The sequence below is a fragment of the Streptomyces sp. TLI_55 genome, assembly GCF_900206255.1.
GTDB lineage: Bacteria > Actinomycetota > Actinomycetes > Streptomycetales > Streptomycetaceae > Streptomyces > Streptomyces aquilus.
Map to the genome: position 1 here is coordinate 1,674,885 of NZ_OAOJ01000001.1, position 25,409 is coordinate 1,700,293.

General features: G+C 71.3%; 23 protein-coding genes, 6 tRNA genes and 1 pseudogene. 9 read left to right on the forward strand and 21 right to left on the reverse strand.

Features of this window, described 5'->3' with window-relative positions:
• Window positions 1–12: 12 nt before the first annotated feature.
• From CRP56_RS07775 to CRP56_RS07785, 3 genes and pseudogenes are all read right to left on the reverse strand, one after another.
• Window positions 13–1,301: pseudogene (locus CRP56_RS07775) on the reverse strand (extracellular solute-binding protein).
• Between the two features lie 324 nt (window positions 1,302–1,625).
• Window positions 1,626–1,697 (reverse strand) — tRNA-Val (locus CRP56_RS07780).
• 79 nt (window positions 1,698–1,776) lie between these two features.
• Window positions 1,777–2,244, reverse strand: a complete 468-nt coding sequence (locus tag CRP56_RS07785) for a TIGR02611 family protein (protein WP_097261588.1) — start codon at window positions 2,242–2,244, stop codon at window positions 1,777–1,779.
• A gap of 191 nt (window positions 2,245–2,435) precedes the next feature.
• Here CRP56_RS07785 and CRP56_RS07790 point away from each other — a divergent pair, with 191 nt between their 5' ends.
• Window positions 2,436–2,849, forward strand: coding sequence for an SsgA family sporulation/cell division regulator (locus CRP56_RS07790; RefSeq protein WP_004002642.1), 414 nt, complete (start codon window positions 2,436–2,438; stop codon window positions 2,847–2,849).
• 254 nt (window positions 2,850–3,103) lie between these two features.
• Window positions 3,104–3,664 carry a CGNR zinc finger domain-containing protein gene (locus CRP56_RS07795; RefSeq protein ID WP_097261590.1) on the forward strand — a complete coding sequence of 187 codons (561 nt, stop codon included), beginning with the start codon at window positions 3,104–3,106 and terminating at the stop codon, window positions 3,662–3,664.
• A gap of 67 nt (window positions 3,665–3,731) precedes the next feature.
• On the opposite strand, the gene CRP56_RS47485 is transcribed toward CRP56_RS07795, so the two are convergent.
• Window positions 3,732–3,884, reverse strand: coding sequence for a hypothetical protein (locus tag CRP56_RS47485; RefSeq protein ID WP_020138043.1), 153 nt, complete (start codon window positions 3,882–3,884; stop codon window positions 3,732–3,734).
• A gap of 155 nt (window positions 3,885–4,039) precedes the next feature.
• Window positions 4,040–4,480 carry a hypothetical protein gene (locus CRP56_RS07800; RefSeq protein ID WP_097273824.1) on the reverse strand — a complete coding sequence of 147 codons (441 nt, stop codon included), beginning with the start codon at window positions 4,478–4,480 and terminating at the stop codon, window positions 4,040–4,042.
• A 185-nt stretch (window positions 4,481–4,665) separates the two neighbouring features.
• Here CRP56_RS07800 and CRP56_RS07805 point away from each other — a divergent pair, with 185 nt between their 5' ends.
• Entirely contained in the window at window positions 4,666–5,187 is a 522-nt protein-coding gene (locus tag CRP56_RS07805; RefSeq protein WP_097261592.1) for a DsbA family protein, read from the forward strand.
• 29 nt (window positions 5,188–5,216) lie between these two features.
• Here CRP56_RS07805 and CRP56_RS07810 read toward each other — a convergent pair whose 3' ends face one another.
• From CRP56_RS07810 to CRP56_RS07820, 3 genes are all read right to left on the reverse strand, one after another.
• The gene (locus CRP56_RS07810) at window positions 5,217–6,041 is read right to left on the reverse strand and encodes a GNAT family N-acetyltransferase (RefSeq protein ID WP_097261593.1); all 825 of its coding nucleotides are present in this window, start codon (window positions 6,039–6,041) and stop codon (window positions 5,217–5,219) included.
• A 66-nt stretch (window positions 6,042–6,107) separates the two neighbouring features.
• Window positions 6,108–6,929 (reverse strand): aminotransferase class IV, encoded by an 822-nt coding sequence (locus tag CRP56_RS07815; RefSeq protein WP_097261595.1) that lies wholly within the window; start codon window positions 6,927–6,929, stop codon window positions 6,108–6,110.
• A 70-nt stretch (window positions 6,930–6,999) separates the two neighbouring features.
• Complete coding sequence (locus CRP56_RS07820; protein ID WP_097261596.1) at window positions 7,000–8,049, reverse strand: chorismate-binding protein; 1,050 nt, start codon at window positions 8,047–8,049, stop codon at window positions 7,000–7,002.
• Between the two features lie 178 nt (window positions 8,050–8,227).
• Here CRP56_RS07820 and CRP56_RS07825 point away from each other — a divergent pair.
• From CRP56_RS07825 to CRP56_RS07845, 5 genes are all read left to right on the forward strand, one after another.
• Window positions 8,228–8,300, forward strand: a tRNA-Gly gene (locus CRP56_RS07825).
• Between the two features lie 41 nt (window positions 8,301–8,341).
• Window positions 8,342–8,415: transfer RNA gene (locus CRP56_RS07830), tRNA-Cys, on the forward strand.
• 1 nt (window position 8,416) lies between these two features.
• Window positions 8,417–8,488 (forward strand) — tRNA-Val (locus CRP56_RS07835).
• Window positions 8,489–8,520: 32 nt separating this feature from the next.
• A tRNA-Val gene (locus CRP56_RS07840) sits at window positions 8,521–8,592 on the forward strand.
• 32 nt (window positions 8,593–8,624) lie between these two features.
• Window positions 8,625–8,696: transfer RNA gene (locus tag CRP56_RS07845), tRNA-Val, on the forward strand.
• Window positions 8,697–8,757: 61 nt separating this feature from the next.
• Here the strand turns inward: CRP56_RS07845 and CRP56_RS07850 are convergent.
• From CRP56_RS07850 to CRP56_RS07865, 4 genes are all read right to left on the reverse strand, one after another.
• Window positions 8,758–9,051: a TFIIB-type zinc ribbon-containing protein gene (locus tag CRP56_RS07850; RefSeq protein WP_079083420.1), complete on the reverse strand. Its 294-nt coding sequence runs from the start codon at window positions 9,049–9,051 to the stop codon at window positions 8,758–8,760.
• 80 nt (window positions 9,052–9,131) lie between these two features.
• Window positions 9,132–10,067, reverse strand: a complete 936-nt coding sequence (locus CRP56_RS07855) for a phosphotransferase family protein (RefSeq protein WP_179850966.1) — start codon at window positions 10,065–10,067, stop codon at window positions 9,132–9,134.
• 222 nt (window positions 10,068–10,289) lie between these two features.
• Window positions 10,290–10,487, reverse strand: a complete 198-nt coding sequence (locus CRP56_RS07860; RefSeq protein ID WP_059196429.1) for a hypothetical protein — start codon at window positions 10,485–10,487, stop codon at window positions 10,290–10,292.
• A gap of 197 nt (window positions 10,488–10,684) precedes the next feature.
• A complete protein-coding gene (locus tag CRP56_RS07865) occupies window positions 10,685–10,960 on the reverse strand; it encodes a hypothetical protein (protein WP_097261600.1) in 276 nt (91 codons plus the stop codon).
• A gap of 196 nt (window positions 10,961–11,156) precedes the next feature.
• Between CRP56_RS07865 and CRP56_RS07870 the strand changes: the two genes are divergently transcribed.
• Window positions 11,157–12,563 carry a serine/threonine-protein kinase gene (locus CRP56_RS07870; RefSeq protein ID WP_097261602.1) on the forward strand — a complete coding sequence of 469 codons (1,407 nt, stop codon included), beginning with the start codon at window positions 11,157–11,159 and terminating at the stop codon, window positions 12,561–12,563.
• Between the two features lie 9 nt (window positions 12,564–12,572).
• Here CRP56_RS07870 and CRP56_RS07875 read toward each other — a convergent pair whose 3' ends face one another.
• The 9 genes from CRP56_RS07875 to CRP56_RS07915 form a co-directional block, all read right to left on the reverse strand.
• Window positions 12,573–13,391, reverse strand: a complete 819-nt coding sequence (locus tag CRP56_RS07875) for a TrmH family RNA methyltransferase (protein ID WP_097261604.1) — start codon at window positions 13,389–13,391, stop codon at window positions 12,573–12,575.
• A 64-nt stretch (window positions 13,392–13,455) separates the two neighbouring features.
• A complete protein-coding gene (gene cobA / locus CRP56_RS07880; RefSeq protein ID WP_097261606.1) occupies window positions 13,456–14,688 on the reverse strand; it encodes a uroporphyrinogen-III C-methyltransferase in 1,233 nt (410 codons plus the stop codon).
• Window positions 14,689–14,927: 239 nt separating this feature from the next.
• Entirely contained in the window at window positions 14,928–19,283 is a 4,356-nt protein-coding gene (gene cobT / locus CRP56_RS07885) for a nicotinate-nucleotide--dimethylbenzimidazole phosphoribosyltransferase (protein WP_097261608.1), read from the reverse strand.
• A 367-nt stretch (window positions 19,284–19,650) separates the two neighbouring features.
• Complete coding sequence (gene cbiE / locus CRP56_RS07890) at window positions 19,651–20,862, reverse strand: precorrin-6y C5,15-methyltransferase (decarboxylating) subunit CbiE (protein WP_097261611.1); 1,212 nt, start codon at window positions 20,860–20,862, stop codon at window positions 19,651–19,653.
• Window positions 20,863–20,967: 105 nt separating this feature from the next.
• On the reverse strand, window positions 20,968–21,609 hold the full coding sequence (locus CRP56_RS07895) for a GNAT family N-acetyltransferase (RefSeq protein ID WP_179850967.1): 642 nt from the start codon (window positions 21,607–21,609) through the stop codon (window positions 20,968–20,970).
• Between the two features lie 153 nt (window positions 21,610–21,762).
• Window positions 21,763–22,587 carry a MetQ/NlpA family ABC transporter substrate-binding protein gene (locus CRP56_RS07900; protein WP_097261614.1) on the reverse strand — a complete coding sequence of 275 codons (825 nt, stop codon included), beginning with the start codon at window positions 22,585–22,587 and terminating at the stop codon, window positions 21,763–21,765.
• A gap of 10 nt (window positions 22,588–22,597) precedes the next feature.
• On the reverse strand, window positions 22,598–23,437 hold the full coding sequence (locus CRP56_RS07905) for a MetQ/NlpA family ABC transporter substrate-binding protein (RefSeq protein WP_097261616.1): 840 nt from the start codon (window positions 23,435–23,437) through the stop codon (window positions 22,598–22,600).
• Window positions 23,438–23,515: 78 nt separating this feature from the next.
• Window positions 23,516–24,241 (reverse strand): methionine ABC transporter permease, encoded by a 726-nt coding sequence (locus CRP56_RS07910; protein ID WP_097261617.1) that lies wholly within the window; start codon window positions 24,239–24,241, stop codon window positions 23,516–23,518.
• Window positions 24,238–25,269 carry a methionine ABC transporter ATP-binding protein gene (locus tag CRP56_RS07915; protein ID WP_097273826.1) on the reverse strand — a complete coding sequence of 344 codons (1,032 nt, stop codon included), beginning with the start codon at window positions 25,267–25,269 and terminating at the stop codon, window positions 24,238–24,240. Before CRP56_RS07915 ends, CRP56_RS07910 begins: the two co-directional genes overlap by 4 nt.
• Window positions 25,270–25,409: the final 140 nt, after the last annotated feature.

Genomic DNA, 25,409 nt, shown 5'->3' on the forward strand with positions numbered 1-25,409 from the left:
TGGTACGTCCCCTCAGCCCGCGAACGCGGCCTTGGCCTCGCTGAACAGTGCCTTGGCGGCGTCGGCGGGCTTGGTCTTGCCCTGGGACACCTCGCCGGCGATACGCAGGAACGCCGCCTCGACGACATCGGCGCCGGACGGGTGCGGGGTGATCTTCCCCAGCACACCGGCCTTGGCGACCTCTTCCTCGTACGCCTTGACGCCCTTGTTCTGGTCGTCGGTGGGCACGAACGCGTCGTACTGCTCGGTCGTGGAGAGGATGCCGCGGTCGTAGCCCATGATCTTGCCGACCTCGGGGTCGTGGACCATGAAGGAGATGAACTGGGCGGCCTCCTTGGGGTGCTTGGTCCCGGAGAAGGCGCTGAGCATCAGCGAACCGAGGTACTGGCCGGTGTCCTTGCCGTCCGTGGTGGGGATCGGCGCGAGCCCGTAGTCCGACTCGCCCTCGCCCTCGTAGCGGATGGAGAAGTTGTCCCAGGTGAACTCGGACGCGGCGAGCCCGGCCGACAGGCCCGACTTGGGCTGTACCTGCTCGATCTTCTTCGGGTCGGCGACGAGCCCGGACTTCACGCGCTTGTAGCCGTCCGCCCACCACTGCGTCAGGTCGTCCTCGGTGAAGCCGAGAGCGGAGTCGGTGAAGAACGCCTTGCCGTTCTGACGGAGGTACAGGTCGTACAGGTACATGATGCCGAAGTAGCCGGTGTCGCCTGCGATCTTCAGCTTGTCCTGGATGGTCTGGAGGGCGTCGAAGTACTCGTCCCAGGTCCAGCCCATCTTCGCCTCGACGCCGGCCTTCTTGAAGGCCTTGAGGTCGATGACGAGCGCCATGGTGTTGGCGCCGACGGGGATGCCGAGCTGCTTGCCGTCGACCTGACCGTTCGCCAGAACGCCGTTGCGGAAGTTGTTCAGGTCCAGGTTCCCGGAGTCCGCCTGGGACTTGAGGTCCATCAGAACTCCGCGCTTGTCGTACTTGCGCAGGAATCCGACGGCATTCTGGAAAACGTCCGGCGGATTTCCACCGGAGGCCTGGGTCTGGAACTTCTCCCAGAACGCCGCGTAATCGGTGAATTCGGGCTTGATCTTGATCTTCGGATACTTCTTCTCGAAGACCGCGATCGCCTTCTTCATGGCAATGGTCCGCGGCTCGCCGCCCCACCAGGCGTAACGGAGCGTCACATTCCCGTCACCGGATCCGCTGTCACCGCCCCGCACGCCGTGGTCGTCGCCAGCCCCAGCGCGGCCGCCGCTCCACCGGCCGCCTTCAGGATCGTACGCCTCTCAACATTCCTGCTGGTTCCCACAGTCGGGCCCTCCCCGCAGCGTCGTTGCCGCCTGCATGAATCGTTTCAAGTAAGCGCTTGCTGGCACAAGCTACGAGGGGCCTCGGGGTGCGTCAATGATTCGGACAGGAATTTCTTGCGGGGCGGCTGGGCGAGTTGACGGCACAGTGCAGGACTGTGCTGCGACACAGAGCGCGAAGCCGCAGGTGAGGGAGGTGAGTTCGAGCGACCGAACGCGAACGGGGCCGTCGCACCAGGAGATTGTCCGGCCGAAACTCGCCGCCGGAGCCGACGCCGGGAACGACGACGGCCCGCCTGCTCTCGCAGACGGGCCGTCGTGTCCGGTGGGCGATACTGGGTTCGAACCAGTGACCTCTTCGGTGTGAACGAAGCGCTCTCCCACTGAGCTAATCGCCCGGACGCAGGAAGAACATTACCCCATGTCAGGGGGTGCCTGTGACCAGCGCGAACGGGGGCCGGCACCCCCGGCCGCGGATCACTGGTCCTTGATGTTCCAGGGCATCTCGAAGCCGAACTTGTAGACGTAGACCGCGACGATCGCGGCCACGATCACCAGGCCGATCGACGTCAGGATGATGTTGCGCCGGCGGACCTTCGGGTCGAGCGCCCGCTGTGCCGCCTCGGTCACCTTGCGTTTCGTCCAGCGCAGCACCAGCTGGGCCCAGACGAACTCGGTCGCCCAGATCGCCATGCCGCCGAAGATCACGACCCAGCCCGGTCCCGGCAGCGGAAGCATGATGATGCCCAGGACCACGACCGCGAGGCCGATGATGAAGATGCCGACCTGCCAGCTCAGGTGCAGCACACGGCGGGCCTTGATGAATTCCGGCGCTTTCGAGCCGAGCCCCTGCTCGCCCTGCGCCCCGTCGGTCTGCGCCCCGTCGGTCTGCGTCTCGTCCGATGACACGGCCACCTCGGCCCGCTCGTCACTCCCCGTGTTCATACAGCCAAACCCTACCGGAGAGAAACCAGTCACCGGAATGGTCGTACCTCGCGAACAGGACCTCGGCCGGAAGAGTTACGTAAAGGCACGCAAAACACTCAGAGGGGTTTACAACGGCACCGTAGGTGGCATGTCGATTTCGCCGACGTGCGAATCCCCGAGCGCACACTGAGCGAAAGGCCCTGGCGCTTATGAACACCACGGTCAGCTGCGAGCTGCACCTGCGCCTCGTTGTGTCGAGCGAGTCCTCCCTGCCTGTCCCCGCAGGCCTGCGGTACGACACGGCCGACCCCTACGCCGTGCACGCCACCTTCCACACCGGAGCCGAGGAGACCGTCGAGTGGGTGTTCGCCCGCGACCTCCTCGCGGAGGGCCTCCACCGGCCCACCGGCACCGGCGACGTCCGAGTCTGGCCGTCGCGCAGTCACGGTCAGGGCGTCGTGTGCATCGCCCTGAGCTCTCCGGAGGGCGAAGCCCTGCTCGAGGCCCCGGCGCGGGCCCTGGAGTCGTTCCTGAAGCGCACGGACGCCGCGGTGCCCCCCGGCACCGAGCACCGGCACTTCGACCTCGATCAGGAGCTCTCGCACATCCTGGCGGAAAGCTAGGGCGAGGCCCCACCAAGCCGCCCGGCGCCGTCGACTCGGGGTGACGGCTCGGGCCAAGACAACCGCATAGGTACACACACCGGCGCTGTCACCGCGGATTCCCGCGGGACGGCGCCGGTGTGCTTGTGCGCTCCGTCCGCCGCACGTCGGCGCGGGATCCGGGCGGCCGCGACCGGTACAGCCGCCCTGGAAGCCACTACCATCGGCCAGCATCGGCGGGCACTCGCCCGACCCCCCAGGCCAGGGAGCGAAATGTGCTGATCACCCATGACACCCGGTGTGCCCTCGATGCCGTGGTGGATCTGGTGAACACCGCACCGGAGGACACCACGACCCCGGACGCGCTGCCAGACCTCGTCGCTCTCGAGGATTTCGTACGAAAGCACGACATCAGTGATGTCGGCGTGCTCTCCGAGTTCGACCTCTCCGCGGTGCGCAAGATCCGCGGGCGGTTCGCCGCGATCTTCTCGGCCCCGGACGCCCGGACCGCCGCCGGGATGATCAACGAGCTGGTGGCCGCGGCGGGCACCACGCCCCGGCTCACGGATCACGACGGCTACGACTGGCACGTGCACTACTTCGCCCCGGGCGCCTCCGTCGCCGATCACCTGGCGGCCGACTGCGGGATGGCGCTGGCCTTCTTCGTGGTCGCCGGGGAGCAGGAGCGGCTGCGGCGCTGCGAGGCGCCCGACTGCCGGCGCGCCTTCGTCGACCTCTCCCGCAACCGGTCGCGGCGCTACTGCGACAGCCGCACCTGCGGGAACCGGCTGCACGTGGCCGCCTACCGGGCGCGTCGGAAGGAAGCGGCGGGCTGAGCGTCAGCGCTCCGCGGGAGTGTCGACGCGGTACCCGGCGGGTGACGCCGGGTACCGCGGGAACGGCTCACAGCAACAGCAGATCGTGCAGCGCAGCCATGAGCAGCAGACACCCGATCACCGCAAGGAAGATCATCAGCGGTGGCTGGGAAAGGGCGAAAAGGCACCCGCGCGGCTCATCCTGAGGCGGCGCGGCGTCGCTCTGTGTCGTGTCCAGCATCTCGCGGGCGATGATGACGCAGACCGCACCCCTCGCGTTACCAACACGCCCGGAAAGGCAGGGTAGTTCGCCGGATCCCGTGATGTCCGGTCCACAACGTTCACGCTCGCGTTCGGATCGGGACCGACTGTGTCGTTTCAGTCAGTCTGCGTCCGTCATATGCCGTGCTTCTTCAGGATGGCCTCGATGTCGCTGAAGTCGTCCGCGGCCCCGGAGCGCGGCGCGGCGGCCGGGCGGGACGCGGGACGGGCGCTCGGGCCGAGGGAGGGGGCCGAGGCCGCCGGGGCGACCGCCTCACGCTGAGCCGACCGGGCCGCCCTGCGCTCCTTGCGGGTGCCGCCGCGGCGGCGCTCCACCGCACGCGTGGCGGAGAAGAGCAGCCAGGCGGCGCCGAGCACACCGAAGCCGGCCCACGCCGTGACACTGAACGCCGTGTCGGCCGCCCACTCGACGACGCCGGTCATCACCAGGCCGATCGGCACGAGGGAGTACGCGGCGATCCGGGCGGCCGCGAGGAAGCGCTTGCGGTACGCCGTGACCGCCGCGATGCCCAGGCCGGCCGCGGAGACGGCGGAACAGACGGTCTCGGCAATCATCCGGTCCTCCAGGCAGGGGTCGCTCGGCCAGTTCGTCCCTTCCATCCTGCACCGCCCGAACCCCATGGGGCCATGCTCCGACAGGACATCAGGGACATCTCCGGGTCGGATCGTCCGCAGGTGCCGGTTGGAGGGGGCGCCGGGGTCGATTCGGTCGTTCGCAGGTCGGCTGGGAGACTGAGGGCATGAGTGACTCCTCTCCCGTGCCTCCCGTCGTTCCCGTGCTCGATGTCTGGTGCGAGCTTCAGTGCGCCGACTGCCGTGACGCCCTGGACGACATCCGGGCTCTGCGGGCCCGTTACGGCGACCGGCTGGAGGTGCGCCTGCGGCACTTCCCGCTGGAGAAGCACAAGCACGCCTTCGCCGCCGCGCAGGCCGCCGAGGAGGCCGCGGAGCAGGGCAAGGCGTGGGAGTACGTCGAGGCCGTGCTGGGGCGGGTCGGGGAGCTGGACCGTGAGGGAGAGCCCTTCCTGGTCGAGGTGGCCGGTGAACTGGGTCTCGACGCCGAGGAGTTCGACACCGCGCTGATCGACGGCCGGCACATCCTGATCGTGGACGCCGACCAGGCCGAGGGCAAGGCGATCGGCGTGACCGGCACCCCGACGTACGTCGTCGACGGTGAGCGGCTCGACGGCGGCCAGAGCCAGGAGGGCCTGCGCGAACGCATCGAGGGGATCGTGGACCGGCTGCTGGCCGAGAACGCCTGAACCCCGCGGCTCCCCGGGCCCCTCGACGGCTACAGCAGCGGCTTGTAGAAGGCGTGACGCGTCGTCTCGTACCCCAGTGACTCGTACAGGCGCTCGGCCGGGGTGTTGCCCGCGAACACGTTGAGGCCCAGGGTGCTGCTGCCGAGGGCGTGTGCCTGGGTCTCCGCCAGCAGCATCAGGGCGCGGCCGTGGCCGTGGCCGCGGTGGGCCGGGTCGACTTCGACGTCGTAGACGAAGGGCTTGCCGTCCCGCAGGGCGAGCCAGAGGACGCCCACGCGCGTGCCCTCGTGTTCGAGGATGGTGAACCACGTGTCCTCGGTGGCGAAGCCCTGGGGCAGGAGTGTGTCGTGGTCGCGCTGGGACTTGGCGCGGGCATCGGCCTCGGGTACGCCCCGGGCGATCCAGGTGCGCGCGTAGTCCTCGGACTCGTGCACCAGCCAGGCGTCGAAGTCGGCCTCGGTCATGGGCCGCGGCCGGTAGCCGGCCGGCAGCGTGGGCGCGGTGTCGGCGAGCTGCTTCCGCATGCCGCGGTTGCGCAGGACGTAGCCGAGCGCCCGGACGAGCCGGAGCGCCGCCTCCTCGGTCGCGGCGACACTGATCTCGATCTCCCGGCAGCCCCAGCCGCGCGCGACCTCCTCGGCGGCCAGCGCGGCCACCGTCCCGCGGCCCCGGCGCCGATCGGGTTCCTCGATGCGCAGGTCGCGGATGCTCGCGACCGAGGGGCCGAGGCCGGGCGACGTGCCGAGGTGGACGGCGCCGACGGGACGGCTGTTCACGCACACCTGGTAGCGGCGTGAACGCGTGCCGTCGGCATGCTGCTGGAGCGGCTCGGTCGGCCGCAGGGTGGTGGTCATCAGGGGTGTTCTACCCGCTGCGGTGCTCCGGGGCAGCCGAATATTCGGGAGGGCCCCAGGGGGCTGTCACGGATCGAGGTCGTTCCCGGCCCGCTCGTCGAAGATCCGCATGGCCTTCGCGGTCACCGGGCCCGGCGCAGCGGGCAGTTCGCGGTCGTCGACGCGGTGCACGGCCTGGACGTCGCGCAGGGTGGAGGTGAGGAAGACCTCCTCGGCCCGCTCCAGGACGTCCAGCGGCAGGTCGGTCTCCTTGGCGCCGGTCCATTCGACCGTCAACGCGCGCGTGATGCCCGCGAGGCAGCCGGAGGCGAGCGGCGGGGTGTGGAGCTCGCCGTCCAGGACGACGAAGACGTTCGACCCGGTGCCCTCGCAGAGCTGTCCCACGGTGTTGGCGAACAGCGCTTCCGAGGCGCCCCGGCCGTGCGCGCGCGCGAGCGCGACGACGTTCTCGGCGTACGAGGTGGTCTTCAGGCCCGTCAGGGCGCCGCGCTCGTTGCGGGTCCAGGGGACGGTGATGACGGCCGTGGAGTCGGGGCGGCGCTTGGTCTCGCCGAGGGCGACGACCAGGGTCGGGCCGTGTTCACCGCGGTCGGAGCCGAGGGGGCCGTGTCCGCCGGTGTAGGTGATGCGCAGCCGGCCGAGCGGCACGGGATTGGCGTCGAGGACGGCGGCGCAGGCGCGGCGCACCTCGTCGAGGTCCGGGTCGGGCAGGCCGAGACCGCGCGCCGACAGGGTCAGCCGGTCCAGGTGCCGGGTCAGGGCGAAGGGGCGGCCGTCCACCGCCTTCACGGTCTCGAAGATGCCGTCGCCCACGGTCAGTCCGTGGTCGAAGACGGAGACGCGGGCGGACTCGCTGTCCTGGAGCCCGCCGTCGAGCCAAATCCTCACTGGTCCCTACCTCGCAGAATCCGTGCCGGATGAGTCGCGGCCGGGGGTCCGGGGGTGTCCCGGGGCCGGCTCAGGACGTCTGTAGTCCCTCTCCGCTCACCTCGTACGTTCCCGACGCTACCGCGAGCAGTCGGGCGGCCTTCAGCTCGGTCTCCCGCCACTCCCCCTCGGGGTCGGAACCCCAGGTGATCCCGGCGCCGGTGCCGAACCGCAGCACGCCCTCGGCGCGGTCGATCCAGAAGGTGCGGATGCCGACGGCCAGCTCCCCGGTCCCGCGGTCGGCGTCGACCCAGCCGATGCCGCCGCAGTAGGGGCCGCGCGGCGCCGTCTCCAGGGCGTCGATGATCCGCAGGGCGCTGGACTTGGGCGCGCCGGTGACCGAGCCCGGCGGGAACGCGGCGGCCAGCAGCTCCGGCCAGCCGGAGCCCTCGCGCAGCTCACCGCGGACCGTCGAGACGAGGTGCACGAGACCGGGGTGCTTCTCCACGGCGCACAGGTCGGGGACGCTGACGCTGCCGGTGGCGCAGACCTGCCCGATGTCGTTGCGGACCAGGTCGACGATCATGACGTTCTCGGCGTAGTCCTTCTCCAGCAGGTCCGCCTCGGTGCGTCCGGTGCCCTTGATCGGCCCGGACTCGACGACCCGGCCGTCGCGGCGCAGGAAGAGCTCGGGTGAGGCGGTGGCGATCTCCACGCCGTGCTCCGGCAGCCGGATCGTTCCTGCATACGGTGCCGGGTTGCCGCGGGCCAGCAGGGCGGTCAGCGCGTCCACATCGGCGTCGGGCGCCACAGGCGCGCTCAGGACGCGGCAGAGGTTCGCCTGATAGACCTCACCGGCCGCGATGTGCTCCCGTATGCGCCGCACTCCCGCCGTGTAACCGGCACGGTCGAGGGACGACGTCCACTCCCCTACCGCCGGGCCGTGCCACGCCCCCGGCACCGGGGCGGGCACCGGCTCCTGTCGTACGTCCCGGAAGCGGGCGCAGGTCAGACGGCCCTCGAAGTCGGCGCAGACGGCCCAGAAGCCACGGGAGTCCAGGGCGGCCGGGTCGCTGGTGATGTCGAGGAGACCGGTGGCGACACGGTCACCGAAGCGGGCGAGAGGAGCGAGGTCGAGCACGCGTCGAGTCTATGGCGGGTGTCGCGCGGGTGACCTGGTCATGTCCCTTCGGAGCCCCCTGAGCAGGTACGCGGGCGGACGCAGCGCAGCACGCTGCACAAACGCGTTTTTGTACTGGCCCAGGAATCCGCTAGAGTTCAACACGTCGCCGGGCCGCGCAAGCGGAACGGAAAGACAGGCGAACGTAGCTCAGTTGGTAGAGCGCAACCTTGCCAAGGTTGAGGTCGCGAGTTCGAACCTCGTCGTTCGCTCGGAAGAGCAAGGGGGATCATCCCGATACCCCGACACTCCTGGTGGAGTGGCCGAGAGGCGAGGCAACGGCCTGCAAAGCCGTCTACACGGGTTCAAATCCCGTCTCCACCTCCAAGGACGATTAGCTCAGCGGGAGAGCGCTTCCCTGACACGGAAGAGGTCACTGGTTCAATCCCAGTATCGTCCACTGGATCTTCGAGTTCATCGAAGGTCTGACCCGCGCGATTAGCTCAGCGGGAGAGCGCTTCCCTGACACGGAAGAGGTCACTGGTTCAATCCCAGTATCGCGCACGCAAGATCCACAGTCTCGACTGTGATCCCGAGGACGATTAGCTCAGCGGGAGAGCGCTTCCCTGACACGGAAGAGGTCACTGGTTCAATCCCAGTATCGTCCACACACCGAAGCCCCCGGCCTTGTGCCGGGGGCTTCTTCGTGTGCGTCGGCCGTCGGGCCGCTCAGCTGGAGAACAGCATGTGGCCGAAGCTCTTGTGCCGCTGGTGATGACCGTAGTGGCCGCCGTGGTGACCGCCGTGCTGCGGGGCGCCCCAGGCGGGCGCGGCGGGGGCCGGGTACGCCTGCGGGGCGGCCGGGGGCGGCGGGGCGGGCTGGGTCCACTGGGACTCCAGGCGGGTCAGCGCCTCCAGCTCGCCGTAGTCCAGGAAGATCCCACGGCAGCCACTGCACTGCTCGATCTGAACGCCGTTGCGGTTGTACGTGTGCATGGGCGCGTGACACTTGGGGCACTGCATCGTCGGCTCAACTCCTCGCCGGTCGGTCCTGCTTCGTGTTCCGCCAGGACAGACACTGTCCGGCTGCGGTCGGTTGCACCCTACTTCGCGAATGTCCCGGTCAACTCCGGGGGGACCGAACCTATTCGGGCACAGGCGTCGACCAGGGACCGCTCGATCTCGTCCAGCGGGCGGTCCGCCGCGAGGGCCTTGGTGAGGGAACGCGCGGCGGTCTGCACGGTCAGGGCGCGGGCCGGGACGTCCAGGGCGGGCCAGGGGTCGCCGTCGGGCGGTACGGCGGGGCCGCCCGCGGCGCGGTAGGCGTCGAGGAAGCGGGTCCACTCGTCGGGCGGGAGCAGTCCGCAGGCGTACCAGGCGGCCGGGCGGGCGAGGTCCCAGGCGGGGACGCCGGTGCCGAGGTCGTCGACGTCGATGAGGAGCCACGGGCCGTCGGGGGCGGGGTGGCGGACCAGCTGGCCGAGGTGGAGGTCGCCGTGACAGAGGGTGCCGGTGTCCGGCATGGGGGCCTCGTCGCGGGCCCAGGCGGGGAGGGTGGCCCAGGCAGCGAGGACGGGGTGGGTGGCGGGGTGCGGGGGTGCCGCGCGGAGGCGCTCGACCGCCTGGGCGGCCTTGGCCGGGCCGCGCATCGCGGGGAGGTCCGGGGTGGCCGGGGTGCGGTGGAGACGGGCGAGGAGGGTCGCCGCCGCCTCCCAGGGGGCCGCGTCCGGGTCCTCCGGGTCGACGGGGGTGCCGTACGGCCAGAACGTGACGAGCCGGTCGTGGAGGGCGGCCGGGGTGGGGGCGAGCGGCGGGAGGAGGATGTCCGGGAGACGGGTGGCCGCGGCGAGGCGTGGGGTCAGCTCCGCGAGGGGTGTGCTCGGGGCGTGGGCCTTCGCGACCGTGTCGGCATGGCGGACGACGGTGGCGTCGGGGCGGTCGGTGAGGGTGCTGGTGCCGCAGACGCAGGTCGAGGTGCGGGAGTGCGCCGTGACCTTGGCCCGGACGGTGAGCTCGGAGAGCAGGGCGGTGGCGGTCACGGGGCTCCCTGGAGGCGGTGCGCGGTGTGACTGTGAGGGTACGGGCAGGCCCCGGGCCGATCGCAGACGGATACCCGGGACGACCGCATCACGGAAAAAGCAATGCCGGCGCAGCTCCCCAGCTGCGCCGGCATTTGTGCCGTCCGCCGCACCCCCGTCCCCACGGGGTTTCATGGGTGGATGTCCCCGCCCGGACCGCTCTTCCGGGCCTGGGGTCGCCGCTCAGCGCCCCAGCATCACGCCCACGGACGACGCCTGTGTGGCCACCGTCTCCCAGCCTCCGAAGAGGAGGAAGAGCAGGACCGCGGGAGGAAGGGCCATCAGCGTCGCCACCAAGGGGTGGCGACGGCCCGTGCGGCGGGGGCGGAACGTGGTGCGTCCCTGTGTGCGGACGATCGTCCGCGGTGCCGTGTGGGCCATGGTCCCTCTCCTGACCGTTTCCGTTGTCGTTGGCAGCGGCGGGTGTCTGACCTCGGGGGACGAGTGCTGCACCCGCCGCTTGACCTCAAATCTAGGCGGACGGCGAGCGCCGCACGTCATGCCCTCGTACCGATTGCCGGGCCTCCCGGAGGATGAGCCATGACCTGCGGAGTACTCCCCTGGGTGGAGACGGAGACCTAGGTCTCCGGGTCTTCCCGGAGGGGGCGCCCGGTCTGCCCCTGTTTCTCCGAGCTGTCCTCGCGCGGCACCGGCTGCTCGACCAGCGCCAGGACGCGGGTCGCCATGAAGCGGGCCGTCCGGACGACGGAGCCGCTCCGGGTGACTTCGCTCACTTCCACGACTCCTCGGCGGACCGCCGTCTCCACTCGGCGGCCCGCTCTGCTCGCCACCACCTCGTACGTGCGCGTCGTGTCCCCTGCGTCCACGACTATCTCCACGCGATCACCCTTCACGGGTTCAATCCCCCTTCTGTGATGGATGGTTGGGAGAGCGCGGCCGTCAAAGCCCCGCTGTTCGCGCGCTCCCTGACCACCCTTCAATTCTCCCACCGGGCACTGACAATCCGTCGGGACGAGAGGGCGCGGCCTCTGCGCGCGGGCGGCCGCATAAACGTAAGCTGTGGCTCGTCACACGGACCGGGCAGCGGGGATGAACATGGCGATGATGCGCCTGAGGCGCGAGGACCCGCGCGTCGTCGGCTCGTTCAGGCTTCACAGACGGCTCGGCGCGGGCGGTATGGGCGTCGTCTACCTGGGCTCCGACAAGAAAGGGCAGCGGGTCGCGCTGAAGGTGATCCGGCCCGATCTGGCGGAGGACCAGGAGTTCCGTTCGCGGTTCGCGCGTGAGGTCTCGGCGGCCCGGCGGATCAGGGGTGGTTGTACGGCACGGCTCGTGGCGGCCGATCTGGAGGCCGAGCGGCCGTGGTTCGCCACCCAGTACGTGCCCGGGCCCTCCCTGCACGACAAGGTCGCCGACGAGGGTTCCCTGGTCGCGGCCGAGGTCGCCGCGATCGGTGCGGCGCTGTCGGAGGGGCTGGTCGCGGTGCACGAGGCCGGCGTGGTGCACCGGGATCTGAAGCCGTCCAACATCCTGCTCTCCCCCAAGGGTCCTCGGATCATCGACTTCGGCATCGCCTGGGCGACGGGGGCCTCGACGCTCACGCATGTCGGCACCGCCGTCGGTTCGCCCGGCTTTCTCGCGCCGGAGCAGGTGCGGGGCGCGGCCGTCACTCCGGCCACCGACGTGTTCTCGCTCGGGGCGACACTGGCGTACGCCTCGATGGGCGACTCGCCCTTCGGGCACGGCAGTTCCGAAGTGATGCTGTACCGGGTCGTGCACGAGGAGGCGCAGCTGCACGGCGTACCGGACGCTCTTGCTCCGCTCGTGCGTGCCTGTCTCGCCAAGGACCCCGAGGAGCGGCCCAGCACGCTCCAACTGTCGTTGCGGCTCAAGGAGATCGCCGCGCGGGAGGCGCAGGGACTCGCCGACGTACGGCCGCCTGCGCCGCGCGGTGCCGACGCCGACCGGCCCGCCGGGCGGGTCACCGAGAGCTATTCCGACCCGCAGCGGGTGCAGCAGCGGCGGCCTCAGGGGGCGCAGCCGGGGCCCACGCAGCGCACTCCGGCGCCGCGCGGTGGCACGCCGTCGTCCTCACGCGGGCCCGCTCCCTCGCGGAACGGCACGCCGTCGCGGGGTGGCGGCCCCACGTCCCGGTCCGGTGCCCGGCCGACGCCGGCCTCGCGGAACACGACCCGTTCGGGGGGCGGGAACCGTCCCGCGCCGCGCAGTGGCACGGGTCGTCCGGCGCCCAGGACCACGGGGACGGGCCGGCGGCCCGCCAATCCGCGGTTGCTGCGGCAGCGGCTGTTCGTGTTCGTGGTCGTGACCCTGCTGGTGGCGCTCGGCATCGCCGCGGCGCAGGGGTGTCAGGGTCCGGCGCGGGGCATCGGCGACGATCGTGACGGCGTACGGCAGCAGCAGGTGCACTATCCGCCGCTGGACAAGGGGAAGTTGATGTCCGAGCGGTTCGAGTCGACGTTGGAGACTTCCGACTGAGGCGCGGGCTTACAGGTCGGGGCGGCCCGTGGCCACCGCGTAGAAGGCGACCGCTGCCGCCGCGCCGACGTTGAGGGAGTCGACGCCGTGGGCCATCGGGATGCGGACCCATTCGTCGGCGGCGACCAGGGCCTGGGTGGAGAGGCCGTCGCCCTCCGCGCCGAGCATCAGGGCGACGCGGTCCATCTTGTGCGGAGCCGCCTCGTCGAGGGTCTTGGCCTTCTCGTCCGGAGTGAGGGCGAGGAGCGTGAAGCCGGCCTCGCGGACCGACTCCAGGCCCTTGGGCCAGGTGTCGAGACGGGCGTAGGGGACGGAGAAGACCGCGCCCATCGAGACCTTCACGCTGCGGCGGTAGAGCGGGTCCGCGCAGTCCGGGGAGAGCAGGACCGCGTCCATGCCCAGGGCCGCCGCCGAGCGGAAGATCGCGCCGATGTTGGTGTGGTCGTTGACCGACTCCATGACCACGACCCGGCGGGCCGTCTGGAGGAGGTCGCTCGCCGTCGGCAGGGGCTTGCGCTGCATGGAGGCGAGCGCGCCGCGGTGCACGTGGTAGCCGGTGACCCGCTCGGCGAGCTCCGGGCTGACGGCGTAGACCGGCGCCGGGAGCTCGTCGATGACATCGCGCATGACGTCGACCCACTTGGCGGACAGCAGCATCGAACGCATCTCGTAGCCGGCGTCCTTGGCCCGTCTGATGACCTTCTCGCCCTCGGCGATGAACAGGCCCTCGGCCGGTTCGCGCTTGCGGCGCAGCTCCACGTCGGTCAGGCCTGTGTAGTCGCGCAGGCGCGGGTCGTCGGGGTCCTCGACGGTGATGAGATCGGCCACAGGGTGATACTGCCTTGCTCTGGGTGCGGTGCCAACGGCTGGGTACGAGATGTGTTACCCGGGGTTACTCGGATGTTCCCGGGCCTACGGTGACGACCGCGCCGATGACGATCACCGCGGGGGGCTTCACATCCTCGCGTACGACCGTCTCGGCGACCGTCGCGAGGGTGGCGTCCACGCGGCGTTGGGCGGCCGTGGTGCCCTCCTGGACCAGGGCTACCGGGGTGTCCGCCGGCTTGCCGTGGGCGACCAGCGTCTCGGCGATCCTGCCGATCTTGTCGACGCCCATGAGGATCACCAGGGTGCCGGTGAGCTGGGCGAGCGCCGGCCAGTCGACCAGGGAGCGTTCGTCGTCAGGGGCGACATGGCCGCTGACCACCGTGAACTCGTGTGCGACCCCGCGGTGGGTGACCGGGATGCCGGCCGCGCCCGGGACCGAGATGGAGCTGGAGATGCCAGGGACGACGGTGCAGGGGATGCCGGCCTCGGCGAGGGCGTGCAGCTCCTCCATGCCACGGCCGAAGACGTAGGGGTCGCCGCCCTTCAGCCGTACGACGGACTTGCCCTGCTTGGCGTGCTCGATCAGCGCGTTGTTGATGGCCTCCTGGGCCATGAAACGGCCGTACGGGATCTTCGCCGCGTCGATCACCTCGACGTGCGGCGGGAGTTCGGCGAGCAGGTCGCGGGGGCCGAGGCGGTCGGCGATGACGACGTCGGCCTCGGCGAGCAGGCGGCGGCCGCGGACCGTGATGAGGTCCGGGTCGCCGGGGCCGCCGCCGACCAGGGCGACGCCCGGAGTGCGGGTGCGGTGGTGGGGGGCGACGAGGGTGCCGTCGCGCAGGCCCTCGACGACCGCGTCGCGGATGGCGGCGGTGTGGCGGGGGTCGCGGCCGCGCGCGTCGGTGGTGAGGACCGCGACGGTGACGCCTTCGCTGTGGCCGGTGGCGGGGGTCCAGGCGGTGGCCTGGTCGGCGTCGTCGGAGCGGACGCACCAGACGCGGTGGGTCTCGGCTTCGGCGGAGGCCGCGGTGTTCGCCTCGGGGTCGCTGGTGGCGATGAGGGCGTACCAGGCGTCGGCGAGGTCGCCGGTCGCGTAGGGGCGCTTCTCCCAGGTGATCTCGCCCGCGTCCGCCATGGCCTCGACGGAGGGGGTCGCCTCGGGGGACACGAGGAGGATGTCCGCGCCCGCCGCGATCAGGGCCGGGAGGCGGCGCTGGGCGACCTGGCCGCCGCCGAGGACGACGACCTTGCGGCCGGTGAGGCGGAGGCCTACGGGGTAGGCGGGGTTTTCGGCCATGAGGGGCGGCTCCTCGGGCAGGCAGTGCGATGGCTTGCAGGCCTCTGACGTGCGGATTTTACGGGGTGGGCGCGGGGGCGGGCTCAGGTGTCCAGTGGTTGGGCATCGTGGCCGGGTGCGGGTGCGTGGGGCTGTGCCCACCCGTTCCGCCCTGCGGAACGACTGCCCACAGCCCCACGGGCAGCTGACATGGGACCCGGGACTGGCGTACCCAGCCCCTGCCCGTGTCGGAGCACCCGCTACTTCTCGGTTACCCCCGCCGAGTCGAACGTCGCCACCTCGTGCATCGCCCTCGCCGTGCTCTGGACCAGCGGGAGGGCCAGGAGGGCGCCGGTGCCTTCGCCGAGGCGGAGGTCGAGGTCGACCAGGGGGCGCAGGCCGAGCTTGTTCAGGGCGGCCACGTGGCCGGGCTCGGCGCTGCGGTGGCCCGCGATGCAGGCCGCGAGGACCTCGGGGGCGATCGCGCGGGCGACCAACGCGGCGGCGCCGGCGCTGACGCCGTCCAGGATCACCGGGGTGCGCAGGGAGGCGCCGCCCAGCAGGAGGCCGACCATCGCCGCGTGCTCGAAGCCGCCGATCGCCGCGAGGACGCCGATGGGGTCGGCCGGGTCCGGCTGGTGCACCTCGATGGCACGGCGGACGACCTCGGTCTTGCGGGCGAGGGTCTCGTCGTTGATGCCCGTGCCGCGGCCCGTGACCTCGGCCGGGTCGGTGTCCGTGAAGACGGAGATCAGGGCAGCGGACGCCGTGGTGTTCGCGATGCCCATCTCGCCGGTCAGCAGCGCCTTGTTGCCGGCCGCCACCAGGTCGCGGGCCGTCTCGATGCCGACCTCGATGGCCTGCTTGGCCTCCTCGCGGGTCATCGCGGGGCCGGTGGTCATGTCGGACGTGCCCGCGCGGACCTTGCGGGGCAGGAGACCGGGGGTGGCGGGGAGGTCGGCGGCGACGCCTACGTCCACCACGCAGACCTCGGCGCCCACCTGGCTCGCGAACGCGTTGCAGACCGCGCCCCCGCCCAGGAAGTTGGCCACCATCTGGGCCGTCACCTCCTGCGGCCAGGGGGTGACGCCCTGGGCGTGCACGCCGTGGTCGCCGGCGAAGATCGCGACGGCCGCGGGCTCCGGGATCGGCGGCGGGCACTGGCGGGACAGGCCGGACAGCTGCGCGGAGATGATCTCCAGCATGCCGAGCGCGCCGGCGGGCTTGGTCATCCGCTTCTGCCGCTCCCAGGCCTCGCCGAGCGCCTTGGCGTCCAGCGGGCGGATCTGCGAGACGGTCTCGGCCAGCAGGTCGTGCGGCTCCTCGCCGGGCAGCGCGCGGCGGCCGTACGTCTCCTCGTGCACGACCCACGACAGCGGGCGGCGCTTGGACCAGCCGGCCTGCATCAGCTCGGGCTCGTCCGGGAACTCGTCGACGTACCCGACGCACAGGTAGGCGATGACTTCGAGGTGCTCGGGCAGGCCCAGCGCCCGCACCATCTCGCGCTCGTCGAAGAAGCTGACCCAGCCGACGCCGAGGCCCTCGGCGCGGGCGGCGAGCCAGAGGTTCTCGACGGCGAGCGCGGCGGAGTACGGCGCCATCTGGGGCTGGGTGTGGCGGCCGAGGGTGTGGCGGCCGCCGCGCGTCGGGTCGGCGGTGACGACGATGTTCACCGGGGTGTCGAGGATCGCCTCGATCTTCAGTTCCTTGAACTGCTTCGCCCGGCCCTTGGGCAGGGACTTGGCGTACGCGTCGCGCTGGCGCATCGCCAGCTCGTGCATGCTGCGCCGGGTGTCCGCGGAGCGGATGACGACGAAGTCCCACGGCTGTGAGTGGCCGACGGACGGGGCCGTGTGGGCCGCCTCCAGGACGCGCAGCAGCACCTCGTGCGGGATGGGGTCGCTGCGGAAGCCGTTGCGGATGTCGCGGCGCTCGCGCATGACCTTGAGGACGGCCTCGCGCTCGGCATCGTCGTAGGCGGGCGCGGCCGGGCCGGTGGACTGACGTACTTCTTCCACGGTGGCCGTGCTTTCTTCCTGATCGGCGGCCCGGGTGTCCAGGTCGTCGGCGTTCTGTGCGAGTACTGCGTCGTCGAGTTCGGGGTCGCCGTCGCCGTCTCGGGGGGCGGGGACGGCGGGTTGGCCCTGAGCCGGGAGTGCCTCGGCCGCGCCGGTCTCGGGCGCCTGTCCGGCCTCTGCGGTCTCCGCCGCTTCGGCGGGCAGGACGAGCGGCTGCGGCGGGGTGGGGGCCAGGTGCGGTGTGGTCGGCACCGAACCCTCCACCGGGACGAACTGCCCCACGGGCTGCTCGGGGTGGGAGGTCCACGGGGCGCCGGACGCGAGGTCCGGGGCGGCCGGGGTCTGTGCGGGCGTGGCCTGGTCCATGAACAGGACCTGGGGGCCTGCGGGTTGGTCGGCCAGTGCGTGCGGGGGTGTGGGCAGGGCGGACGGCTGCGGGGTGTCTGCCTGAGGGGCGTCTGCCGGTGCGGGGGCCTGCGCGGGCTCGGAGGCGGGGGCGGGCTGGAGGTCGGCGGGGTGGGCCGCGTCCGTCAAGGGCGCGGGAGCCGGTGCGTCCAGGGGCGCGGTAGCCGGTGCGTCCACGGGGGTGGCTGCCGGAGCCTCGGGCTGCGGGTCGTCCGGAGTGTGGGATGCGGCGACCGCGTTGTGAGATGCGGTGGGGTCGGCCTGCTGAGCGGCGGGGTCGGCCTGCTGCGGGTCGAGGTCGGCCGGCTGCTCGGTCTGCGCCTGGGTGATGTCCGCGGGACCGGGCAACGGTTCGGTGCCGGGGGTGGCTTCGGGCGACGGTTCTACGACGGTGGCTGCGGCGGCGGCAATGGGTTCGGCGGGCGTGGCCGGGGCGCCCTCCGGCTGCGCGAGCTGGTCGGCGACCGCGGCGGAGGAGGGCGTGGCGGCGGCCTCGGGAGCCGTGGCTTCGGCATCGAGGGTTGCGCCGTCGGCCTCGGGGGTTGCGGCGAGCGGGGGCTCCGACGCGGGCTGCTCCACGTCTGCCTCCGAGGGGGCCGGTACGACCTCGGGCGCGGGAGCCGTGGGCGCGGTGGCCTCGGGCTCGGCGACCTCAGGTGCGGCGGGCCCCTGGGGCAGGTCGGTAGCAGGGTCGGAGGCCTCAGCAGCGACAGGCTGTCCTGCGTCAGCGGGAACCTCAGCGACCGGCGCCTCCTGAGGCTGCGGGGCGATGAGCTCCTCGGTCTCGGCGGGCTCTGATGCGACCGGGGGTTCGATGCCCTGAGCGGCGTCGACCGTGTGTGCGGCCTCAGCCTCGGGGGCCACCCCGACGACCTGGTCCTGACCGGCGTCCGTGACAGCGGCGTCGACGACGGGCTGCTCCCCGACACCGGCAGCGCCGGTCTCGGACACGGTGGCCGGAACCTCCCCGGCATCCGGCGCCTGAGCCGCCGTAGAAGCCTCAGAGGCCGCGGAGTTCACAGGAGCCGTGGAAGCGGCAGGAGCATCAGTAGCCGCAGGGACCACCGCCTCGTCCGCGGGGACCGTCCCACCGTCCGCGTCGACGCCCGCACCGGCGACGGGCACACCCTCGCCCTCAACCAGAACGCCTTCGTCCCCGACCGGCGCCGACTCCGACTGCGCCTCCCCACCAACGGCACCCGTCTGTGTGGCCACGCGGGCGACCGCGGCCTGGGCCGCGCCCACCGGCTCGGGGGCGTGCTGGACCGCGGGGCCGGCGGTCGGGACAACCGTTTCGGCAGTCTGGGCCACCGCGCCCGCCGGAGCGGGGGCGCCCCAGGCGGTGGCGCCCTGTGGGGCCATCTCGCGCAAGGGCTGGGGGACGTCGAGGTACTCGGGGCCCGAGGTCGGCGGGCCCGCGTGACGGGTGGGCGCGCCCGCGGGGCCGCGGTCGGCGAGGGAGCGGACCGGGCTCGCGGAGGCGTCGGGGATGGGCGGGCCGAGGTGCAGGGGCCGGCGGGGCGTGATCGGCGGGATCGGCGTCGACGGAGCCGACCGGGCCGTGGCTGCGGGCTGCGGGGCGGGCAGGCGGACGCCACCGAGGTCGACCGAGCCGCTGTCGCGACCGGACATCTCGTGCGGACCGGGTTCGTGCACACCGTCCCCGTAAGAGGCGTCCGGCACCGGAGCCCCGAGGGCCTCCTGCGCGGGCTCGGCGAAGGGCTGGTGCGCCGCGTCGGCGGGCGGCTGGTGCATCCCGTCAGCCAGGGGCTGGTGCGCCGCGTCCGCGAGGGGCTGGTGACCTGGGTCCGCGAAGGCCTGGTGCACAGGATCCGCGAAGGCCTGGTGCGCAGGATCCGCCAGGGCGTGGTGCGCAGGATCCGCCAAGGCCTGCGCCGGGTCCGCGAAGGCCTGCGCCGGGTCCGTGAAGGCCTGGTGCGTCGGGTCCGTCGGCGGCTCCTGCGCGGCTTCCGCCGGCGGCGCGTGCACGGTCTCGACGACGGGCTCCGGTGCGGGCGGGGCGACCTCGTTGCCCCATGCGCCCTGGGCACCCGGCAGCAGCAACAGGTCTTCGTCCTCGGCGGTGGTCTCGGAGAGGTAGGTGTACGCACCGTGCGCGGGGACGCCCGGCTGCTCCACCATGCCTGCGTTCTCCGGCAGCCCCTCGCCCGGGACCTGGCCGGTGTCGGTCATGCGTACCCCTCGCCCATCGGTTAGTGCTTCTACGACCAGCTCACCGGGAACGGCGCACCGACCGCCCCCGCAGTGAAGAACGAGCGTGCGTGCCCAGCGGCACGAACGGCCCGCCGAGAAAGACGACAAAGCCATTAACTGGCATTGTCCCGGCCGTTCCCCCGTCGCGACAGGTTGATCCGCGACAGCCCGCTGTGGACTGCGCCACGTTGCGCGTCCTCCGGTTCTGCCGTACCACACCCACCCCAAAACGGGCGCGTTTTCCGGACATTGACGAACGAAAGACCGGGCCACCGGGTGCGGTACAACAGTCGGCCAGCCTACCGCGCGCGGTACGACAACAGGATCACCGGGACGGCGTACAGAGTCACACCGTGCGATCGGCGAGCGCCCCGCTGAGCAGGAACGCGACGCTCCGTTCCTTCTCCGTCCAAGCCCTGGTGTCGAGTTCGAGGGACTGCAGGAGGGCGCACTCGACGTGGTAGCCGTGCTCCGTGAGGTCGCGGCCGATGAGTTCGGCCTCGTCGCGGGTCGAGGCGTGGGCGACGATGCGCTGCGGGCGGCGGTCGGCGACCGCGGAGACGACCGCGGCTCCCCCGCCGCCGACGCGGACGACGTCCGGTTCGGGCAGGTTCTCCAGGACGTGCGGGGCGGTGCCGCGGACGATCTGGAGCTGGACGCCGAAGCGGCGGGCGGCGGCGTCGGTGCGGCCGCAGGCGGTGAGGTCGTGGTCGACGGCGATGACGGCGGCGCCGGCCTGGGCGGCCTCGACTGCGAAGGCGCCGCTGCCGCAGCCGATGTCCCAGACGAGGTCGCCGACGCGCGGGCCGAGGCGGGCGAGTTGGGCCGCGCGCAGCAGATCCGTCTCGCCCTCGCCGAGCGGGCCGTCGTACGCCTCGGCGGGCTGGGTCCAGCCGCGGGGTCCGGTGGCCGGGTCGCGTCCGGAGATCCAGCCGCCGTCCTCGCCCGCGCTGACCGGGCCGCCGATGACGATGACCACGTTGGGGTCGCGCCAGGTGTGGTCGGCAGCCTTGTCGGAGGTGAGGATGGTGACCTGTTCGCGGTCGGTGCCGAGTTCCTCGCAGATGACGAAGGTGCGGTGGACGCCCTCCATGAGGAGGCCGAGTTCGGCGGGGCCCGCGCCGGGTGAGGTGAGGACGGCGACCTTGGTGTGGGCGCGGCACACATTCACCGCGCGGCGCAGGGTGCGGCGGTGTGCGACGACCACCTGGGCGTCGTCCCAGGGCATGCCTGCGCGGGCGAAGGCGGCGGCGACCGAGGAGACGGCGGGGACGACCTCGACCTCCAGGCCGAACTCGGGTGCGCGCAGGGTCCGTACGACTCCGAAGAAGCCGGGGTCGCCGTCGGCGAGGACGACCGCGGTGCCGCGGTGGCCGGCGATCCGGCGGGCGGCCAGCGAGACGCTGCCGAGGCGGATGCGCTCGGCGGCGGGCGGCACCTCGGGCAGTGCCAGGTGGTGGGCGGCGCCCGCCACCAGCGTGGCGGCGCCGAGCGCGGCGCGTGCCGCGGCCGTCAGGGGCGAGCCGTCCCAGCCGATCACCGTGACCCGGTCGGCCATCGTCGTCAGTCTCCAGGGTTTGCGCAGGTCGTCAGGGGGCGGGCTCCGTGAGAGTACCTGGTCGACCCGGTGAACGCGGCGGTGGTCCCTTGGCCGCCCCCTGGTTCAGTTCCAGTCGCCGTACGAGGTGAAACCGTCGGAGTCGGACAGTTGCTCTCCCGCGCCGCCCTCCAGGTCCTCCGGCAGCAGGCTCCAGACGATGAAGTCGGTGCGGACGTCGGCCCAGGTGTCGTCCTCGGTGCGGACGCGCGCTATGCATGCGTTGCGCAGGACGCCCTCGCTGATGCAGCCGATCTTCTGGGCGACCTGCTGGGAGGCGGTGTTGTCGGCGGCCGTACGGAGCTCTATGCGCTCGAACTTCTGGTCGGTGAACAGCCATTGGGCGGTGGCGAGGGCGGCCTCGGAGGCGTAGCCCTCGCCGCGGGCCCAGGGGGCGATGATGTACGACAGTTCGGTGGACCTGATGTGCCAGTTGGTCTTGGTGAGCTGGACGATGCCGACGAGGCGCTGGGTGAGGAACTCCGTGACGGCGAGGTCGAGGCCGCGGCCCGCGGCGCGTTCGGTGGGCGCGTACTCGGTGATCCAGCCGCGCGCGTTCTCCTCGGTGAAGGGCTGGGGGACGTCGGTCCAGGCGGCGATCTGCTCGTCGTTCATCATCTCGGTCAGGGCGGCCACATCGTCCTCGTCGAGGGGACGCAGCACCAACCGCTCCGTGCTGATGGAGATGTTGGGGAAGGTGCTAGTCATGCGCCGCTCCGTAACCTTCGGAAAACCTTCAAGTCCTGCCGGGGTCCTGCTGAACTGCCCAGCATGCAGCATGAAAGCACTGGACCGCACTACAGGGTCCACCCGGGGTGAGCGAGTGGACCCTGTGCGTGGCGATACGCGGTATACGCGCCGTCAGCCGGTGGTGACCGGCAGGACGCTGCCCTGGTACTTGTCCTCGATGAACTTCCTGACCTCCGCGGAGGTCAGGAGCCCCGCGAGCTTCTCGACCCGGGGGTCGTCCTCGTTGCCGCGCTTGACGGCGAGGAGGTTGGCGTAGGGGTTGTCCTTCGCCGACTCCAGGAGGATCGCGTCCTCGGTGGGGCTGAGGCCCGCGTCCTGGGCGTAGTTGTTGTTGATGACCGCGGCGGCCACGTCGTCGAGCGAGCGCGGCAGTTGGGCGGGTTCCAGCTCCTTGAAGCTCAGGTGCTTGGGGTTGGCCTCGATGTCCGCGGGGGACGCGTCGGTGGCCGCGCCGTCCTTGAGCGTGATGACGCCCTTGGCGGCGAGGAGTTTCAGCGCGCGGCCCTCGTTGGTGGTGTCGTTGGGCACGGCGACGGTGGCTCCGTCGGCGAGCTTCGTGACGTCCGTGACCTTCTTCGAGTAGACGCCCATGGGCGGGAGGTAGGCGTCCACGACCGGTACGAGGTCGGTGCCCTTGGACTTGTTGAAGTCGTCCAGGTAGGGCTTGTTCTGGTAGAGGTTCGCGTCCAGCGAGCCCTCCTGGAGCGCGGTGTTCGGCAGGACGTAGTCCGTGAACTCCTTGATCTCCAGCTTCAGGCCCGCCTTCTCGGCGAGGTTGTCCTTGATGTACGTCAGGACCTCGCCGGCCGGGACGGCGGTGGCGCCGACGACCAGGGTGCCGTCGTCACCACCGCCGCTGTCACCGGAGTCCGAACCGCAGGCGGCGAGCCCCAGCGCCAGAGCGAGGACCGAGGCGGCGGTGAGTGTCTTGCGCATGTCGGGTGCCTCAGAAGGAGGGGATGACGGAGCCGTCGTACTTGTCCTCGATGAACTTCTTCACCTCGGCGGAGGTGAGGAGCTTCGCGAGCTTCTTCACGCGCGGGTCGTTCTCGTTGCCGTCCTTCACCGCGAGGAAGTTGCCGTACGGGTTGTCCTTGGCGGACTCCAGGACGAGGGCGTCCTTGGCCGGGGACAGGTCGGCCTCGATGGCGTAGTTGCCGTTGATGACGGCCGCGTCGACGTCGTCCAGGGAGCGCGGGGTCTGGGCCGCCTCCAGCTCCTTGAACTTGAGGTTCTTGGGGTTCTTGGTGATGTCGGCGGGGGTCGCCTCGTTGCCCACGCCGTCCTTGAGCGTGATGATCCCGTTGGCGGCGAGCAGCTTGAGCGCACGGGCCTCGTTGACGCTGTCGTTCGGGACCGCGACCGTCGCACCGCTCTTCAGCGCGTCGGCGCTCTTCACCTTGTGGGAGTAGAGGCCGAGCGGCTCCAGGTGGACCGTCACGACGGGCACGACATGGGTGCCGTTCTTCTTGTTGAAGTCGTCGAGGTACGGCTGGTTCTGGAAGTAGTTGGCGTCGACCGAGCCGTCCTCCGTCGCCGTGTTCGGCGTGACGTAGTCCGTGAACTCCTTGACCTCCAGGTCGAGGCCCGCCTTCTTCGCCAGGTGGTCCTTGACGTAGGTGAGGATCTCGGCGTGCGGGACGGGGCTCGCGGCGACGACCAGCGGTCCGCTGGAGTCGGAGGAGGACCCGGCGGAGGAGGAGTCCTCGGAGCCGCAGGCGGTGAGCCCGAAGGTGAGGGCTCCGGCGGCGAGGACGGCGGTGGTGAGCTTTGCGGTGTTACGCACGAAAAGTGCCTTTCCTTTTGGGCAGAGCGACCCCGCGTTTGTGGTGCGGGGAAGTTTTTGGGGGTGAGGGGGGCGAGGTCAGACGGTCTTGGTGTCCGCCGTCGCGGCCTTCAGCAGCCGCAGCTTCGGCGCCGGTCCCGTCTTGCCGCCGCGGCTGTGCAGGGAGCGGGCCGCGAAGTCGCCGGCGAACTGGATCAGCGAGATGACGACCGCGAGGATCGCGACGGTGATCCACATGAGCTGGGTCTCGAAGCGCTGGTAGCCGTAGCGGATGGCGATGTCGCCGAGGCCGCCGGCGCCGACGGTGCCGGCCATGGCGGAGTAGCCGATGAGCGCCACGATCGTGGTCGTGGTGCTGGCGATCAGCGAGGGCAGCGACTCCGGTACGAGGACCTTGCGGACGATCGTCCAGGTGTTGCCGCCCATCGACTGCACGGCCTCGACGAGTCCGCCGTCCACTTCGCGGACAGCCGTCTCGACCAGACGCGCGAAGAACGGGATCGCCCCGATGGCGAGCGGCACGATCGCGGCCTCACGGCCGATGGTGGTGCCCGTGATGGAGCGGGTGAACCCCATCAGCGCGACCATCAGGATGATGAACGGCATCGAGCGGGCAACGTTCACGACCTGCCCGATGACCTTGTTGGCGACGAGGTTCTGGAGGAGTCCGCCCCGGTCGGTGAGGACGAGCAGGACGCCGAGCGGGAGACCGCCGACGACGGCGATGACGGTGGACCAGCCGACCATGTACAGGGTGTCCCAACACGCCTGGGACAGCAGGGGCTGCATCTCGGACCAGGTCACTTGGCACCTTCCTTCACCAGCAGGTCTTCACCGACGACGTCGATCTGGAGGCCCTGCTCGCGCAGGAAGCCGACCGGAACGACGTTGTCCTCGTAGCGGCCGGGCAGTTCGATGCGCATCCGGCCGACCTGGAGGCCGCCGACGGTGTCGATGGCGGCGCCGAGGATGGAGATGTCGATGTTGTAGGTGCGCGACAGCTGGGAGATGACCGGCTGGGTCGCGGCCTCGCCGTGGAAGGTGACGTCGACGACGGTGCGGTCGGCGCCGGTGGCCTCGCCGCCGACCGGGAAGAGCGCGGTGGCGAGCTCGGAGCCCGGGGTCGCGAGCAGCTCGCTGACCGTCCCGGACTCGACGATGCGGCCGTTCTCCATCAGGGCGGCGGAGTCGCAGATCGACTTCACGACGTCCATCTCGTGCGTGATGAGCAGGACGGTCAGGCCCAGTTGCCGGTTGAGGTCGCGCAGCAGCTGGAGGATGGAGCGGGTGGTCTCCGGGTCGAGGGCGCTGGTGGCCTCGTCGGAGAGCAGCACCTTGGGGTCGCCGGCCAGCGCGCGGGCGATGCCGACGCGCTGCTTCTGGCCGCCGGAGAGCTGGGCCGGGTAGGCCTTTGCCTTGTCGGCGAGCCCGACGAGGTCGAGGAGTTCGAGGGCCTTGCGCGAGCGCTCCTTCCCCGACTTGCCGAGGATCTCCAGCGGCAGCTCGACGTTGTCCTGGACGGTCCGGGAGGACAGCAGGTTGAAGTGCTGGAAGACCATGCCGATACGGCTGCGCGCCTCGCGGAGTTGCCTGCCGGCCCGCGGGCCGCGCCCGGCGAGGGCGGTGAGGTCCTGACCGGCGACGGTGACCGTGCCGGCGGTGGGGCGCTCCAGCAGGTTGACGCAGCGGATGAGGGAGGACTTGCCGGCGCCGGACTGGCCGATGACGCCGTACACCTCGCCTTCGCGGACGTGGAGATCGACGCCGTCGAGGGCGGTGACCTCGCGGCCGCGTGAGCGGTAGACCTTGGTCAGGCCCGATGTGGTGATCACTGGGATTCCATCACTGTCGAGTTCGTACGCGGACGTGGGTGTGCCCTGGTACGAGAGGAACGGGTGTGCGCGGGGCAGCACGGTCACGTACGGCGGGGCCGGTACGGACATGCCACAGCTGCTCGCTTCGGGGCGCGAGG

Excerpts from the sequence above, each read along its gene's own strand:
- CRP56_RS07895 (WP_179850967.1), bottom strand. The coding sequence starts at position 21,609 with ATGACTAGCACCTTCCCCAACATCTCCATCAGCACGGAGCGGTTGGTG.
- CRP56_RS07800 (WP_097273824.1), bottom strand. The coding sequence starts at position 4,480 with ATGATTGCCGAGACCGTCTGTTCCGCCGTCTCCGCGGCCGGCCTGGGC.
- cobT (WP_097261608.1), bottom strand. The coding sequence starts at position 19,283 with ATGACCGACACCGGCCAGGTCCCGGGCGAGGGGCTGCCGGAGAACGCA.
- CRP56_RS07870 (WP_097261602.1), top strand. The coding sequence starts at position 11,157 with ATGAACATGGCGATGATGCGCCTGAGGCGCGAGGACCCGCGCGTCGTC.
- CRP56_RS07900 (WP_097261614.1), bottom strand. The coding sequence starts at position 22,587 with ATGCGCAAGACACTCACCGCCGCCTCGGTCCTCGCTCTGGCGCTGGGG.
- cbiE (WP_097261611.1), bottom strand. The coding sequence starts at position 20,862 with ATGGCCGACCGGGTCACGGTGATCGGCTGGGACGGCTCGCCCCTGACG.
- CRP56_RS07790 (WP_004002642.1), top strand. The coding sequence starts at position 2,436 with ATGAACACCACGGTCAGCTGCGAGCTGCACCTGCGCCTCGTTGTGTCG.
- CRP56_RS07850 (WP_079083420.1), bottom strand. The coding sequence starts at position 9,051 with ATGCAGTGCCCCAAGTGTCACGCGCCCATGCACACGTACAACCGCAAC.
- CRP56_RS07785 (WP_097261588.1), bottom strand. The coding sequence starts at position 2,244 with ATGAACACGGGGAGTGACGAGCGGGCCGAGGTGGCCGTGTCATCGGAC.
- CRP56_RS07860 (WP_059196429.1), bottom strand. The coding sequence starts at position 10,487 with ATGGCCCACACGGCACCGCGGACGATCGTCCGCACACAGGGACGCACC.
- CRP56_RS07805 (WP_097261592.1), top strand. The coding sequence starts at position 4,666 with ATGAGTGACTCCTCTCCCGTGCCTCCCGTCGTTCCCGTGCTCGATGTC.
- cobA (WP_097261606.1), bottom strand. The coding sequence starts at position 14,688 with ATGGCCGAAAACCCCGCCTACCCCGTAGGCCTCCGCCTCACCGGCCGC.
- CRP56_RS07810 (WP_097261593.1), bottom strand. The coding sequence starts at position 6,041 with ATGACCACCACCCTGCGGCCGACCGAGCCGCTCCAGCAGCATGCCGAC.
- CRP56_RS47485 (WP_020138043.1), bottom strand. The coding sequence starts at position 3,884 with ATGCTGGACACGACACAGAGCGACGCCGCGCCGCCTCAGGATGAGCCG.